14 protein-coding genes are annotated in these 14,781 nt (G+C 32.2%); 5 read left to right on the top strand and 9 right to left on the bottom strand.

Going from position 1 to position 14,781, the window contains the following annotated elements; all coding sequences use genetic code 11:
* Nucleotides 1-5: 5 nt before the first annotated feature.
* The 3 genes from P7122_RS06665 to P7122_RS06655 are packed head-to-tail and all read right to left on the bottom strand — an operon-like array spanning nt 6 to nt 3,463.
* Nucleotides 6-1,322: a 4Fe-4S dicluster domain-containing protein gene (locus P7122_RS06665; protein WP_278005000.1), complete on the bottom strand. Its 1,317-nt coding sequence runs from the start codon at nt 1,320-1,322 to the stop codon at nt 6-8.
* Nucleotides 1,323-1,333: 11 nt separating this feature from the next.
* Nucleotides 1,334-2,281, bottom strand: coding sequence for an MlaD family protein (locus P7122_RS06660; protein WP_278004999.1), 948 nt, complete (start codon nt 2,279-2,281; stop codon nt 1,334-1,336).
* A gap of 54 nt (nt 2,282-2,335) precedes the next feature.
* Nucleotides 2,336-3,463, bottom strand: a complete 1,128-nt coding sequence (locus P7122_RS06655) for an N-acetylmuramoyl-L-alanine amidase family protein (RefSeq protein WP_278004998.1) — start codon at nt 3,461-3,463, stop codon at nt 2,336-2,338.
* 110 nt (nt 3,464-3,573) lie between these two features.
* Between P7122_RS06655 and P7122_RS06650 the strand changes: the two genes are divergently transcribed.
* Entirely contained in the window at nt 3,574-6,363 is a 2,790-nt protein-coding gene (locus P7122_RS06650) for a putative LPS assembly protein LptD (protein ID WP_278004997.1), read from the top strand.
* 14 nt (nt 6,364-6,377) lie between these two features.
* Entirely contained in the window at nt 6,378-6,758 is a 381-nt protein-coding gene (locus P7122_RS06645) for a RidA family protein (RefSeq protein ID WP_278004996.1), read from the top strand.
* 14 nt (nt 6,759-6,772) lie between these two features.
* Here the strand turns inward: P7122_RS06645 and P7122_RS06640 are convergent, their stop codons facing one another.
* Nucleotides 6,773-7,648: a helix-turn-helix domain-containing protein gene (locus P7122_RS06640; RefSeq protein WP_278004995.1), complete on the bottom strand. Its 876-nt coding sequence runs from the start codon at nt 7,646-7,648 to the stop codon at nt 6,773-6,775.
* Nucleotides 7,649-7,738: 90 nt separating this feature from the next.
* On the opposite strand from P7122_RS06640, the gene P7122_RS06635 reads away from it, so the two are divergent.
* Nucleotides 7,739-8,083, top strand: coding sequence for a DUF983 domain-containing protein (locus P7122_RS06635; protein WP_278004994.1), 345 nt, complete (start codon nt 7,739-7,741; stop codon nt 8,081-8,083).
* A gap of 293 nt (nt 8,084-8,376) precedes the next feature.
* Entirely contained in the window at nt 8,377-9,510 is a 1,134-nt protein-coding gene (locus P7122_RS06630; protein WP_278004993.1) for a carboxypeptidase-like regulatory domain-containing protein, read from the top strand.
* 73 nt (nt 9,511-9,583) lie between these two features.
* On the opposite strand, the gene P7122_RS06625 is transcribed toward P7122_RS06630, so the two are convergent.
* From P7122_RS06625 to P7122_RS06610, 4 genes are all read right to left on the bottom strand, one after another.
* Entirely contained in the window at nt 9,584-9,973 is a 390-nt protein-coding gene (locus tag P7122_RS06625) for a hypothetical protein (RefSeq protein ID WP_278004992.1), read from the bottom strand.
* 25 nt (nt 9,974-9,998) lie between these two features.
* A complete protein-coding gene (locus tag P7122_RS06620) occupies nt 9,999-10,814 on the bottom strand; it encodes a hypothetical protein (RefSeq protein WP_278004991.1) in 816 nt (271 codons plus the stop codon).
* A 270-nt stretch (nt 10,815-11,084) separates the two neighbouring features.
* Nucleotides 11,085-11,906, bottom strand: coding sequence for a sterol desaturase family protein (locus P7122_RS06615; RefSeq protein WP_278004990.1), 822 nt, complete (start codon nt 11,904-11,906; stop codon nt 11,085-11,087).
* 308 nt (nt 11,907-12,214) lie between these two features.
* Nucleotides 12,215-13,084: a LysR substrate-binding domain-containing protein gene (locus P7122_RS06610; RefSeq protein ID WP_278004989.1), complete on the bottom strand. Its 870-nt coding sequence runs from the start codon at nt 13,082-13,084 to the stop codon at nt 12,215-12,217.
* Between the two features lie 106 nt (nt 13,085-13,190).
* On the opposite strand from P7122_RS06610, the gene P7122_RS06605 reads away from it, so the two are divergent.
* A complete protein-coding gene (locus P7122_RS06605) occupies nt 13,191-13,811 on the top strand; it encodes a LysE family translocator (protein ID WP_278004988.1) in 621 nt (206 codons plus the stop codon).
* Between the two features lie 142 nt (nt 13,812-13,953).
* Here P7122_RS06605 and P7122_RS06600 read toward each other — a convergent pair whose 3' ends face one another.
* Nucleotides 13,954-14,736, bottom strand: coding sequence for a hypothetical protein (locus P7122_RS06600; RefSeq protein WP_278004987.1), 783 nt, complete (start codon nt 14,734-14,736; stop codon nt 13,954-13,956).
* Nucleotides 14,737-14,781: the final 45 nt, after the last annotated feature.

The raw sequence follows: 14,781 nt of genomic DNA, 5'->3' as shown, positions 1-14,781 counted from the left end.
TTATATTATTCTTCGTTAGCCCAATTTAAACGGTCCATTTGGTTATAAGGCCAAGGTGCACCATTGTTTTCTATATTGGTCATCATGTTATTAAGCTCCATTGGCGCTGCACTTTGCTCCATTACCAGATAACGACGCATTTCTAAGATAATAGACAATGGGTTAATACTCACAGGACATTCTTCTACACAAGCATTACAGGTAGTACATGCCCAAAGTTCTTCGTTGGTAATATAATCTCCTAAAAGTTGTTTTCCGTCGTCCTTAAATTCTCCTCCGTTTGCATCAATATTCTTTCCAACTTCTTCTAAACGATCACGAGTATCCATCATAATCTTACGAGGAGATAATTTCTTACCTGTTAAGTTAGCAGGACAAGCCGACGTACAGCGTCCACATTCTGTACATGTGTAAGCATTTAGCAGTTGGATTTGGTTTAAATCCATAACATCACTAGCTCCAAACTTTGCTGGCTCCTCTTCTTCTGCTCCTTCTGGTGCTGCAGCAAACGGATCTGCGTTTGGATCCATCATTAATTTTACCTCGTTTGTAACAGCCTCTAGATTATTAAACTTTCCTTTGGGTTGTACACTACCAAAATAAGTGTTTGGAAACGCCAAAAGGATATGTAAGTGCTTAGAGAAATACAGATAGTTTAAGAATACTAATATTCCTGCTATGTGTATCCACCAAGCTGTACGTTCTATAATGTGTAATGTACCTTCTGATAAGCTGCTAAACCATGGTGCTATAAATTGTGAAATGACATTACCATGACCTAAATTTTGAAACGTAGTATCAGTGGCATTCATTACTAAAAATAAGCACATTAATACCACTTCAAAATAAAGAATAATATTACCATCGCTCTTTGGCCATCCTTTCATTTCAGAACTAAGAAAACGTTTTAGTTTTACGACATTTCTTCTAATCCAAAATACAATTACAGAAACTAAAACCAGTACTGCTAAGACTTCAAAAGAGCCTATTAAAAATCCGTAAACAGATTCTGGCAATACCTTTAGTCCTATACGATGTGTACCAAAAAGACCATCGATTATAATTTCTAATACTTCTATATTAATGATGATAAAACCAACATATACCACAATGTGTAAAAAACCTGCTACTGGTCGTTTTACCATTTTACTTTGACCCAAAGCAATTCTGGCCATGTTACGCCAGCGTTCACTTTTGTTATCACTGGCATCTACTGCTCTACCAAGTTTTATATTACGTATTAACTTTTTGATATTGAGTGTAAAATACCCAACACCTAATACCAAAATGATTAAAAAAAGAATATTAGGAATGTATTGCATAACTAAATGGTCTAATTATTATTAATCTGCTCTTCTGTAGGCTCTTGATAAGGAATTTCTCGTTTAGAGAGAATTCTTCTGTATCGCGCAGGATGTAATTTTATATCTAGCAGTAACAGTTGTAACTCTTTGGATGCAGCTTCTAAATTATCGTAGAGTCCTTCGTCATTAAGAAGCTTTCCAAGCGTACCTTTTCCGTTATCTAAATTAACTAACAAGCTTTTCATAGAGCTAATTGTTTTAGTTAACTCTTCAACGGTGTTAGAAAGTCCGGCTTCTTTTAACTCTGCGGTTAATGCGCTTAGATCTTTGCTTGTTTTATCAAATGTATCTAAAATAGATCCTATTTTTTCTTCATTATTTTTAATGACACCTTGTAGTGAATACGACGTACTTGTAAAAGATTTTAAGGTTGTATTTAGCTCTGCTATGGCGTTTTTTAATCCCTGATCAGAATTATCTAACAATAATGCATTTAGGTTTTTTACTAATGTATCTGCAGATTCTAAAGTACCATCTAGTCCTGAAGTTACTTTTGGCAAACTGCTTTCTAAAGAAGACATTAAACCTTGTTTTACTTCAGACTGAATAAAATCTCCTGGCTTAGCTTCTGCACCATCATTAGCATCTATAATAGATAGAGCATTACCTCCCATAAGACCTGTTGGATACAGTCTAATAACACTGTTTTTAGAGAATTTTAATTCTGGATTAACAGAGAATTCTACTACTGTTTTTTTTGTATTAAAATCGTACTTTATATCTTCTACCTTACCTATTCTATTCCCTTTAATGGTTACAGGAGAGGATGGACTTAGAGCGTTATAATCAAACTCTGTGTAATATGTTTCTTTGCTAGAAAACAAATTACTTCCACTTAAGAAAGTGAATAGATATACAAATAGAGCAATACCAGATAATACTAATATAGCGGTTTTAACTTCTCTTGAAATTTTCAATGGGCTTAAATTTGATTGAAAACAAAATTAGGAATAAAATTATTAATAATAATTCTAATTAGTGGCAGATTTAAGAGCCTCCTCTAGTTCTATTTGTTCCCCTTTTTTATTGTATGCAACCACAAAACTAGATGTGTAGCCCTTAGATTTGGCTTCTTCTTGTAATTGTTTTACTTTATTGTAGTCTGATGTGCTTCCGTAAAAATACTTGTAGAGCTTACCAACTTTTAATTTACTGATATCAGATAAGCCTTTAAAGTTATACGGTTTAGTCTCTAAATCTTTAGAACTTGCTGCAATCTGCACTTTAAAGGTAATACCTTCATATACCAATGGTAAATTCTCTAAAGTCTCAACAGTTTCTGTATCTAACTTTTCGGTACCAAGAATACTGCTACCTACGTTTTGATCTATTTCTGCTTTATAAGATAGAATAGCATCTTTAATCGCTTTTGCCATTTTAGATTGTCCAGACTTGGTATTAAGATAAGCTCCCTCCTTATTATTAGTTAAAAAACCTACTTCTACTAAAACACTAGGCATGTAAGTGTTTCTTATAACAAGTAAACTCGCTTGTTTTAAGCCTCTACTTTTTCGCTTGGCATTATTTATAAAATTATCTTCAATTTTTCGAGCTAAAACAATACTCTGCTCAACATATACTTCTTGTTCTATACCAATAGCTATTGTAGATTCAGGCGAACTTGGATCGAACCCTTCATAGTGCTGCTCGTAATTATCTTCTAAGAAAATTACTTCATTTTCTCGTTTAGCAACCTCAAAATTTCTACCTGTATTTTTTTCACCCAAAACAAATGTTTCTGTTCCGGCTGCCTGAGAACTATGTGCATTGCAATGTATAGACACAAATAAGTCTGCATCTGCTCTATTTGCAATATTAGCACGCTCGTGCAACTCGATAAACACATCTGTTTTTCGAGTGTAAATAACTTTTATATTATTATTTTTTTCTAACTCCTTACCAATTTCTAATGTAACATTAAGTGCTATGTTTTTTTCCTTATAACCATTACCTAAGTTACCAGAATCGTGCCCTCCATGTCCTGCATCTAAAACCACAACAAACTTATCTTCTTGCGCTTGCAAAGCTGTAAAGCATGTTAAAGAAGTTATAAAAGTGAGAACTAAGAATACTATTATATTATTTCGCTTCGTTTGCATATTTAATCTAACGGTTTATAAACTCGAATTATTACGCTATGTTTTTTTGTAATATCTATTTTTAAACTTTAGAAATTTAATAAGATAATCACAAAAAAATATCTGTACTTTTGGCGTTTCAAAAACCGAGCCATACTTTTACAAAAATACATCTAAAAGGATTGCGTACAAATAGCTTACACATACTTTTTGCCTTGAGTTTTACAGTGTTTATCAACACTTTTAGCTTGGCTCAGGAATTACCTAAAAAAAACAATGGTATTCCTACTGACCCAAAATCAGACTCTACTGCTGTTGCCAAAGACAGAGTAGAAATTCCTGTTGATTCTATTTTAAACACAAAAGTCGTTGACTCTACAGAAAATGATTCTGTAAAAAAGGAAGGCTTCCTTAAAGATATTGTAACCTACAAGGCTAAAGATTATGTAGCTGTAAACCAAACCAAGCAACAGATTAGACTTTATAATGAAGCTTTAGTACTGTATGAAGATATGGAAATTAAAGCTGGTGTTATAGTCATAGACTACAGTAAAAATCTGGTATATGCCGGAAGAATAAAAGACTCTACAGGCTATTCTCAAAAACCTGTTTTTACTCAAGGTGCTAACGTTATAGAGCCCGATTCTATAGTTTTTAATACAGATTCTAGAAAAGCATTAATCTTTAATTCTGTAACCGAACAAAGTGGTGGTATTGTAATTGCTGAACGAACTAAGAGAGAAAATGACTCCGTATATTTTATTTCTCAAGGTAAGTTTACTACTTCAGAAAATATTGATGATCCTGAGTATTACATCAAAATGAATAAGGCAAAAATAGTGCCCAACAAAAAGATTGTAACTGGTATGAGCCAAATGTATATCTACGATGTACCTACTCCTATTGCCATACCTTTTGCCTATTTTCCAATGTCTAAAAAACAAACTTCCGGTATTATTTTCCCTTCATTTGGTGAAGACACTGGTAATGACAGAGGTTATTTTTTACAAAATGGTGGTTACTATTTTGCTATAAGCGATTATGTAGATTTGGCTGTATTAGGAGATTATTATACCAATGGTAGTTACGGATTAAGATTGCAAAGTAACTATGCAGTACGCTACAAGTTTAGAGGTAACTTTGGGTTTAGATACGAAAACCTGATTAACGGAGAACGTGGTTTTCCTGGTTTTTCAAAAAGCACTATTTACAATATTAGATGGTCTCACAGCCAAGATGCTAAGGCTAACCCTAACTCAAGATTCTCGGCATCTGTAAACTTAGGTAGTAGTCAGTATTTTTCGCAATCCATCAATCAAATTAACCAATCTAACTTTCTAACCAACACATTAGCATCTTCGGTATCGTATTCTAAAACATTTCAAGGCGAACCTCAGGTTAACCTTAGTTTATCTGCCACACACAACCAAAACACAAATACGGAAGCGATAAACTTAACCTTACCAACGATGCAAGCGTCCATGACCAGAGTGTATCCATTTGCACCAAAGTCTGGTACTAAAAAAGGCGCCATACAAAACATTAACTTTCAAGTAAACACCAGAGGAGAATATCGCATCAACACAACCGATTCTTTATTTGGAAAAAGTGAAATGTTTGATGATGCACTTGCAGGTATGCGACACTCTATACCAGTAACAACAAATTTTAAAGTATTTAATCATTTTAGCGCAAGTGTTAATGCTAATTTTGAAGAAAACTGGACGTTAAAAACCCTAAATAAATTTTGGGACACAGCAAATCAAGAAGAAGTTACAATTGAAAAAAATGGTTTTGATCGTTATTTAACTTACAACTTTGGTGCGAGTATAGGAACAACTTTATATGGTATGTATAACTTTCAGAAGAAAGGAAAAGATCCAAAAATACAAGCTATTAGACACGTAATGAGACCATCTATTAGCTACAATGTTTCTCCTGCTTTTGATCAGTATTACGAGACTTACGACGTTATCGATGCTGATGGTACAACTAGCGATCAGGTAGAATTTACACGATTTGAAAACTCGCTTTTTGGAAGACCAGGAAATCGCTACTCTAGTAGTATAGGTCTTGCAGTAGGTAATAATTTTGAAGCCAAAATACGCTCTAAGGATTCTACCGAAACAGAACCTAAAAAAGTCTTTTTATTAAACAACCTTAACCTATCTACGGCTTATGATTTAGCTGCAGATTCTCTAAACTGGAGTCCGTTAAGAGTAACTGGAGGTACACAAATCCTCAACAAAAAAATGAATATCAACTTTGGCATGACATTAAATCCCTATGCCTTAGACAGTAACAATGAGGTTATCAATAAATTTAATATCAATAATGGAGGTAGCCTATTCCGTATGACATCTGCTAACATTAACTTAAGCTATAGCTTAAATAACGATAGTTTTTCTGGTAAGGACAAAGAGGAAGAAAGAGACGAAGAAGCCGACCGAAGGTCCTCTACTGCAAACGCAAGAGCTGACGACCTCTTTGGTGTTTCTCAGGATTTTGCAGACCAACGACTTGGAGACCAGAAAAAGGATAAAAATAAAGACGACGAAGAAAACAACGAATTCTATAACTATAAAATGCCTTGGAGCTTAAGACTATCTTATGCTGCTAATTATACCAATACAAGGCGACAGGACGAAATAACATCGCAATCGTTAATGTTTTCGGGAGATATTGAACTTTCACCACGTTGGTCTGTGGGTGCTTCTTCTGGTTATGACTTTTTAAACCAAGGATTCACCTATACCCAATTACGTTTTGAACGCGATTTATTAAGCTGGCGAATGAATTTTACTTGGGTACCATTCAGTGATCGTAGCTCATGGAATTTCTTTATCGGCATTAAGTCTAACTTGCTTAAGGATTTAAAATACGATCAACGTCGTCAACCAGATCGTCAGTTAGGTAATTAATCCTTTTTAAAATCATGAAAAAAATAATCAACACGCCAAACGCTCCAGCACCTATAGGTCCATACAACCAAGCTGTTTTAGTTGGCAATACACTATATACTTCTGGGCAAATTGCATTAGACCCTAAAACAATGGAGTTGATAACGGACAGTATTGAGGCAGAAACAAAGCAAGTTATGGAGAACATGAAAGCTGTTTTAGCTGCTGCTGATATGACGTTTGAAGATGTTATAAAAACATCAATCTTCATAAGTGACATGCACAACTTTGCTAAAATAAATGCAGTATATGGCACTTATTTTAATGAAGATACTGCACCAGCAAGAGAAACTGTAGAGGTCGCTAATCTTCCTAAGTTTGTTAATGTTGAGATTAGCATGATTGCCATGAAATAGAATGTTTCACGCATTTACACTGAAGCATAGCGCTTTCTAAATTCTAAAGGAGTGACTTTAACCCTATTTTTAAAGTATCTCGAAAAATATGCATAATCCTTAAATCCTAATGTATCTGCTATTGCAAATAGCGAGCTATTAGAATGCACTATAAGTCGTTTTGCTTCAATAATAACTCGTTCTGTAATGAGTTGATTTGTCGTTTTATTTACGGTCTCCTTCACTACTCTATTTAAATGTTTTGTGGTAATATTTAACTTATTGGCATAAAATTTTGGCAGCTTTTCTTTATCATAATGCAGGTCTATGAAGTTTTCAAGCTTTTCAAGAATTTTTAAATAACCTGATTGTGAGTAATTGGCAATATCGATATCTACAGCATACTTTCTTGTTAAATCCATGTATATATCACTAATTGTGTTTACAATTTTTAGCTCTCTAAAAGGCTTAGAATCCAAATATTCATTATAGAGGTTTTGATACTTAACTTCTATGGCTTTATAATCATCCGAGAGATCTAAAAAAGGCGGATTTTGATAAGAATAATAAAAAGGAAAAGCACTAAGCTTATGCGTTAGATAATGCATATTATAAAATGCTTTAGAATGAAAAAAGATATATCCTTCAGGTGCTGTTTCAAACTTCCAGAAATGGGTTTGTCCTGGTTTTAGAAAGAATATTTTACCAGGATGAATATCATAAGTACTAAAATCTATTTCGTGTGTTCCTGTTCCTTTTGTAAATAATACACATAAATAAAAATTATGACTATGAGGTGTACCAATTATACTGCTATTGGTCTCAATATGATTAGAAAATCTATTAACGTAAAAGTTATTAAGTAATCGAGTTGTTTTAAATTGATCTATATCAAGAACTGTAGTTTTCATAAATGTCTTAAAAGTACAAAAACAAGAGTAAAAACTGTAGGATTCCTTATAGATTTTTACTCTAATTTTGCACTGTTAAAAGAAAAGACAATGAACAAAGTAGCTAATGTTTTAAAAGGAAAATGTCCTAACTGCAAGAAAGATAACATCTTTAAATCAAAAGGAAATTTTCTTTTATTCAGAATACCTAAAATGAATGAAAGATGTCAAAAATGCAATTTTAAATTCGAAAAAGAACCTGGCTTTTTTTTCGGAGCAATGTATGTTAGCTATGCGCTAGCAGTTGCTCAAATGATTGCTTGTTTTATCATTTTTTGGGTTTTATTAGACCTATCACCACTTGTAGTCTTTTTTATTATTGCTTTTGTTGTAATGGCAAGTATGACTTTTAATTTTAGAGTGTCTAGAGCAATCTGGATATACTTATTTCGGTAGTTGAAAATAAAAACTCTTTTTTTCTTATTCCTTTATTCTTTTAGGGCTTTGTAAAATTTCTGCCAACCGTAAGTCATAGTTCCGTTTCAATGAACTACTTTGATTGATATTGAAACAAGTTCTGTACAGGTATTTTAACCAAAAAGTCAATAAGCAACCCTAAGTATTTTTCTAAATATGAAATACTTAAGTAGGAAAAACTAAAGTCTAACTGTTATATAATTATAGTATAGACGCAACCTTTTCATTACATTGCTATCTACACTATAGAGAACTAATCAAAAGCCATCACTATGAAAAAATCAATCGTATTTCTTCTTGTTTTTATTACTGCACTATCGTGCTCTAAAGACCAAACAAATAACAGTTCTGGAGACTATAGTATTTCAGGAAAATTTGTAACACCCAATGGCTTAGATCCAGTATCTAAGGCTAGTGTAAAGCTTTATAAAGATGGTACTTTGGTACAAGATGCGTTGACTGATAGTGAAGGTAATTTTATACTAGAAAATCTTTCTAAAGATAGCTACGACCTTTCTATATCAAAAGGTCAGTTTAGAACATCTAAATCAGTAGACCTTAGCGATCTTATTGATGCCTTTACGTTTGATTTGGATAGTTTACCAATTGATGAGCTGCCTTCAATAGCTGTAGTTACAGGATATTATGACCATATTGAAGAAGTATTACACAACATTGGCTTGGTAGACCCAACAACAGGCGAACCACTTTTTGATATCATTGACGGTCAGGATGTTGCGGGTCGTAGCACTGTTCATCATGGTCGTCATCAAAACAATGCTGTTGCAAAACGAGACAACCCAATGCTAGAACCAAATGTAGATTTTGGTTTTGGAGATTTTATAGAGTCACCAACACTTTTAGCCAACTACGATATTATTTTCTTAAACTGTGGCTTAAACGAATATAAGGTAGAATTTGCTAACAACCTTAATGATTATGTTACTAATGGTGGTTTGTTATATGCAACAGATTGGGCTTTTGAATACCTTGTCTATATAACTCAAGGAGGTGCTGATTATTTAAGTTTTTATGAACCTGACAGAAGTGGAACATCTTTATCTACTGAAGCAGAAATTTTAGACCCAACGCTCATTGATTGGTTAGATTTGAATTATGATATCGAAGTGCCAAATGCTACAGTAACAATAGATGAATTTCTTGGTAGTTGGCAAGTTGTAGATACTTATGATCCTACTACTGTTATTCCTTGGCTTTACGGTCCTGTGGAATATGATGACATAAGTGAAAGTAAACATTTAGCCTATACCTTCTTACATGGAGATGGAGGTGTATTATACTCATCGTTTCATACCGAAAACAACACATCTGATGCTACAACTGTAGAACGCTTAATGCAGTATATGGTTTTTGAATTAGCAGACATGAAAGTTATCGTAGAATAAGATTATAAACCCAGAAAATGATTATTGAAGTATGCTAAACTAAAACCATAAACCGTTTTAGTTTAGCATAACTCTAATCTACCTTAACCATTTCTATCTCTAAATCCATAACATCACTTTTAGAGTGGCAAGTATATCGATCTGATTCTGTTTTAATTATTTTTACTTCAATTGTTTTACCTATAAAATCACTTGGGTCAACATCTGTATTCAAAACCTTTTTATAGGTTAAAATATAGTTGCAATCAGAAATCCATTTAATTGAGCTGTATATTTCTACTCCGCTAACAGTGCTTTTTTCAATTTGAAGTATGTCTGTCCTACTCACCTTCCACTCCGAAAATCTTGGATCTGAGTATTCAAATGTTCCTACTTTAAAGTCTGTACACTTTGTGTCTTGAGCAAAACAACTTATGCTGGAAATTAAAAGTGTGGTTACAAACAACGATACTTTCTTGTACATACTAAATAATCAAATAATTATGAGTCTAGTCAGCTTTTTCGTAGGTGTATTCAATCTTAGCTAACAGCTTTCCTTTTTTAGAAAAATACTCTACTTTCTCTTCAAGTCCATTATCTAAAGTCGTTTTAACGCGTTTACCTCCTTTTTCAGAAACAAGGGTAATTCCTGAACGATAGCCTTCTCTGTTATTAAGAAAATGCCATATTTCTTTGTTACCTTCTACACACTTATGCATAACTAAAGTATTCCTGTCGTTTCGTCGTTTTATACAATCTCCGTTTTTTTTATAAGTGTAAGATTGGCTACCAACAAAGTCCCCTTGCTTATCATAGTATTCCTCAGAAGTCATTACATTACCTTGATTAAAGTTCCATTTACGAGACAGAATTCTTTTTCCGTTTCTTACCCTATAAAGAATACTATCGTTTAGATTTTTATCCTTAATCCATATTTGCTCAACAAGAGTATCGTGTTTGGCATTTATTTGCATCTTTCTAATAGAACGTTTTTCTTTATCCTTAATGGTTACCATGTAGTATTTCAAATTTCCATTTTCATCACGCATTTCACCATATTCTGTAGTCCCATCCTCAGAAAATTTATAATTACTTTCTCTAACCACAGTACCATTAAGGTCATACGTTTTAAAAGATACTGTATTTCCAAATTCGTCTAATTCGTCAACAAGATAGGTTTGCTTAACTAGAGAATCATTTTTGTATTCAAAACCTCTAATTATTCGTTTTGCAATGCCATTGTCTACCAAAAGGTTTTGTTCTTTATCTTGAGAGTACATGTTGGAACCGACCAGGATGAACACTAAAACTACTAAGTTCTTCATAATTTATAGGCTATTTTTTATTTACAAAATAATGGGCAACCGTTATTCTTGAAGTACACCATCTATATATGTACTTTTTTTCGTTTGTGTTGGCCCTTCATATGTTTATCTAGTATTTAGTTTGAAGTTTAAATATACTCTTTTTCAGTTAAGCTGAAAGATTAAATAAAATGAAGATTCAGCGAAACTAATTACAATGAGATTCTAAGGCTTTTCATAAGCGTAGTGACTAACAAAATGTGTGGCTAGGCTTTGTTGAGAATAGTGTTTTTACTCAGCCTTTTCATCAGAATCATTCCTTTTAATGTTTAGAAAAGGACTTTTAATTAAATAGAGAAACGATTGTTTCTCGTCCAGATCAAACTCTGCCAACCCATATTTCATATCCTCTACTGGCATCATTTTAAAAGTTCCGAACAATCTATCCCAAATTATAAATATATCTGCATAGTTAGAATCTGTGTAAACCTGATTTTGTTGATGGTGAACTCTATGATGGTCTGGCATTACAAAGATTAAACCTATAGAGGAATTCAACCATTTTGGGTAATTTAAATTGGCATGCTCAAAAAAGAAGAATAAGTAAAGAATAAAATAATACAATGCCATAGAAAAAACATCTGTTCCAAATAGTACAGCTGTAATTATATTTCCAATTCCAAATACAAGAATTAACTCCATGGGATGAAATCTAAAAACCGTTGAAGAATCCATTGTTGTATCGCTATGATGAACTCTATGAAATCTCCATAACAAAGGAATTTTATGAGTTGATCTGTGAATCCAATATGCCGTTATATCATACAAAGCCACAGAAACACAAAGTTTTACCCAAAGAGGTAATTCTATCAGATATAAGAAACCAATATTGTGTGCGTTTAACCATTCGATTGAAGACACTTGAAATGCTACAAAAAAAACATTCAAAATAACTAGTACAACTTGAAATAATACATTTTGAAATAGATGATTAAATCTGTTCTTAAAACTAAATGGAGATTCCATTATTTGCTCTAAAGAAAAAAAGAGGGCAATTAACCCAATGATTATATAATTAGGATCTACTTCTAATAAATAGCTTATAAAATCCATAGCTTAAAGACTTAGATTAATTATTTTGATAGGTTTATCTAAATACGACCTGGAGGTTAGGTATATAACTCGCTGTCTAAAGATAGTAAATTGCAATGACACAAGCATAGAGGACCGGTGAACAAATTAATTATAAAAAATTAACAATCAACAATATACGCATTTCAACACTACAAGTCTTTACTCATTCATCTGTATACTTTCAAGAATTTTAAAGCCAAATAAACCCTTTCTTGTATCAAATTTTACACACCTCTATTTATCTACTTATTTTAGAGAAAAGTAACAAGACACTACAAGCAGATGTTTTATCTTTCTTTTACAAAATTTTCAGCAAGCTCAATCACTTTCAGGACGGTATTATTCATCTCCTTTTTTCGCCAATTAATGTATAATCCTATTTTCTGATCTAATTCTATAAACTTAACATTTTTCACTTGTGCAGATTTAAAAGATAACGGTAAAATAGAAATTCCAATGCCTTTTGAAACAAGACTTATTATCATACCACCAAAATCTGATTCTATAATTGTATTAGGCTCTATTCCTTTTTTTAAAAACCAAGAACTCAATACCGAAGCAAAAAAAGTAGTTTGATGTAAACCAGAAATAATAAACTTTTCATTTTCTAATCCATCAATACTATCATTAGAAAACCTGTGATTTTGAGGAACAACTAAACATATTGGTTCGTAATAAAGCACTTTAGAATCTATGTTTGCATTCTTTATTTTGTCTCTACTAAATGCTATATCTGTCTTAAAATCTAGCAAAAGTTTTTCATGATTTTCATCTGTTGGCTCTGTTAACTCTATTTTTAAATCAGGCAAACTATACCCTAAAACCTTTAAAAAATTTGGTAAAAACTCATAGGCAATAGAACCTGGATATGTTATAGAAATAGTTCCTGCTTTTCCTTCATCAATACGTTGTGCTTGTCTTATAATTTGGTCAAACTCTTTTATTTTTTCCTCCCATTGTTCTTGAAGAAATTTACCTGCATTAGTTAGTTTAACATTCCTTTTGTCTCTTTCAAAAAGTTGTATTTGTAGTTCTTGCTCTAATGCTTGAATTTGCCTACTCAACGAGGACTGCGATATATAAACCTTCTCTGAAGTATTCCAAAAATGAAGTTCTTTAGCTAGAACCAGAAAATATTTTATTTGTTGAATTGTCATGATTAATGCAAAATTAGCATTAATGAGTCGAAAAAATGTATTTTTTCAATTATAAATCAACGTTTTATTTGCCTAAAAATATAATATCCATAATTACTTAAACGCTATGGGAACAGAAAACCTAATGACTTTTATTATAACAGCTTTATTTTTTATTATGACACCTGGTATAGATACTGTATTTGTACTAAACAAATCTATTAGTCAAGGAGCAAAATCAGGATTTTATGCTACATTAGGCATAAATTCAGGGGTTTTTGTTCATACCTTTTTTGCAGCATTAGGGTTGTCAATACTTATAGCTAACTCTACTTTTGCACTAACATTTATCAAAATTTTAGGTGCAGGCTATCTAATATGCATAGGTTTATTTAAATTCAAAAATAAAAAAGAATTTTTCTCTGCCAATCAAACAAAAGTCAGAATAAGTTCTAAAAATGATTTTTGGTCTGGATTTCTAACTAACACTTTAAATCCGAAAGTTGCATTATTCTTTTTAGCTTTTTTTCCTCAATTCATTGAAGCAAGTCAAATAAGTAACCCTATTCCGTTTTTCTTTTTAGGAACAATTTATGCGCTAATCGGTGTTGTTTGGTATTTAATATTGTCTTTATTTGCTAGTGCCTTTAGTCAAAATTTAAAAAACAATCCTCAATCTTCTTATTGGCTAAATAAATTAAGCGGATTAGTATTTATAGTTATGGGAATGAGAATAGCCTTTACTTAACTTTTAAATTAGAATACATTCACATTTTTTAGTTATAAATATGATGTGACGCACGTTGTAAATTTTCAAAAGTCATAGTCTTAGCTTATCAATGACATAACGATAACATACAATCACCTATAGCTATTGTTAGCATTGGCATCTATTCAGTTGGTGTTTCATTTTCAGTTAATTGAGTTTTTTTATTCAATCTCCAAAACCAATATAAGCCACCAAGTGGTATTCCAAATGTCCAAGCTGAGCCTAAATAACCCATATACGAAAAACTAATTCCAAATAATATTTGAAAACTCAATAAGCTAATTGAAAGTCCATTTATAACACTATAAGTTACAGCTGGTACATTAAAGAAAATCACTGCAATATATTTCAGCCACTTCGTCTTTAAGTCACTTTTTCTAATTTTTCTAATAATCCAAATATTAAAGATTGGTATGCAAATGGCCAATATTCCAAAAAGCCAAAATATTGTCATATTCGGAATTGGTTCCTTTATGTCAAGGGTTTGGATATTGAATATTTTATTTGAGTTGTCATCAAAAATTATTTCTAAAACACCAAACTCTCTGTCGTTCGAAAATTCAATTTGAGCTTTTGTTGTATTTGGAGCTGTACTTTCACCTTCGACCGTCGAAAAAGTTTTATTGGCGCTCATAAACTTATAGCTAAGCTCAGTTCCAAAATTTTTCACAATTAGTTGACGGAAATTTATTAAGCTTAGTTTTAATGTATCAAGATTTGTGTTTTTATACCCATCATGTTCAGTCGCCATATATGATAGGCTTTTATTATAATCTTCTTCTATAAGAGCCTCTATAAATCCTTCTGTTGTATCTTTATAAGTAAAGGCATTATTAATAAAATCACAGCTTGTAAAAATTGATATAGTGAGTGTAAAAAGTAGTGTTTTTAAGAATTTGTTCATTTTTTAGATTGGTAGTAACATCTTTTGTTTATTGCTGGCTGTGAA

The organism is Winogradskyella marincola (genome assembly GCF_029624125.1).
In the GTDB taxonomy this organism is placed as follows: Bacteria; Bacteroidota; Bacteroidia; order Flavobacteriales; family Flavobacteriaceae; genus Winogradskyella; species Winogradskyella marincola.
The sequence above is the reverse complement of the archived record's forward strand: the minus strand, read 5'-3'. Positions and strand labels throughout refer to the sequence as shown.

Excerpts from the sequence above, each read along its gene's own strand:
- P7122_RS06665 (WP_278005000.1), bottom strand. The coding sequence starts at position 1,322 with ATGCAATACATTCCTAATATTCTTTTTTTAATCATTTTGGTATTAGGT.
- P7122_RS06655 (WP_278004998.1), bottom strand. The coding sequence starts at position 3,463 with ATGCAAACGAAGCGAAATAATATAATAGTATTCTTAGTTCTCACTTTT.
- P7122_RS06645 (WP_278004996.1), top strand. The coding sequence starts at position 6,378 with ATGAAAAAAATAATCAACACGCCAAACGCTCCAGCACCTATAGGTCCA.
- P7122_RS06640 (WP_278004995.1), bottom strand. The coding sequence starts at position 7,648 with ATGAAAACTACAGTTCTTGATATAGATCAATTTAAAACAACTCGATTA.
- P7122_RS06635 (WP_278004994.1), top strand. The coding sequence starts at position 7,739 with ATGAACAAAGTAGCTAATGTTTTAAAAGGAAAATGTCCTAACTGCAAG.
- P7122_RS06630 (WP_278004993.1), top strand. The coding sequence starts at position 8,377 with ATGAAAAAATCAATCGTATTTCTTCTTGTTTTTATTACTGCACTATCG.
- P7122_RS06625 (WP_278004992.1), bottom strand. The coding sequence starts at position 9,973 with ATGTACAAGAAAGTATCGTTGTTTGTAACCACACTTTTAATTTCCAGC.
- P7122_RS06620 (WP_278004991.1), bottom strand. The coding sequence starts at position 10,814 with ATGAAGAACTTAGTAGTTTTAGTGTTCATCCTGGTCGGTTCCAACATG.
- P7122_RS06615 (WP_278004990.1), bottom strand. The coding sequence starts at position 11,906 with ATGGATTTTATAAGCTATTTATTAGAAGTAGATCCTAATTATATAATC.
- P7122_RS06610 (WP_278004989.1), bottom strand. The coding sequence starts at position 13,084 with ATGACAATTCAACAAATAAAATATTTTCTGGTTCTAGCTAAAGAACTT.
- P7122_RS06605 (WP_278004988.1), top strand. The coding sequence starts at position 13,191 with ATGGGAACAGAAAACCTAATGACTTTTATTATAACAGCTTTATTTTTT.
- P7122_RS06600 (WP_278004987.1), bottom strand. The coding sequence starts at position 14,736 with ATGAACAAATTCTTAAAAACACTACTTTTTACACTCACTATATCAATT.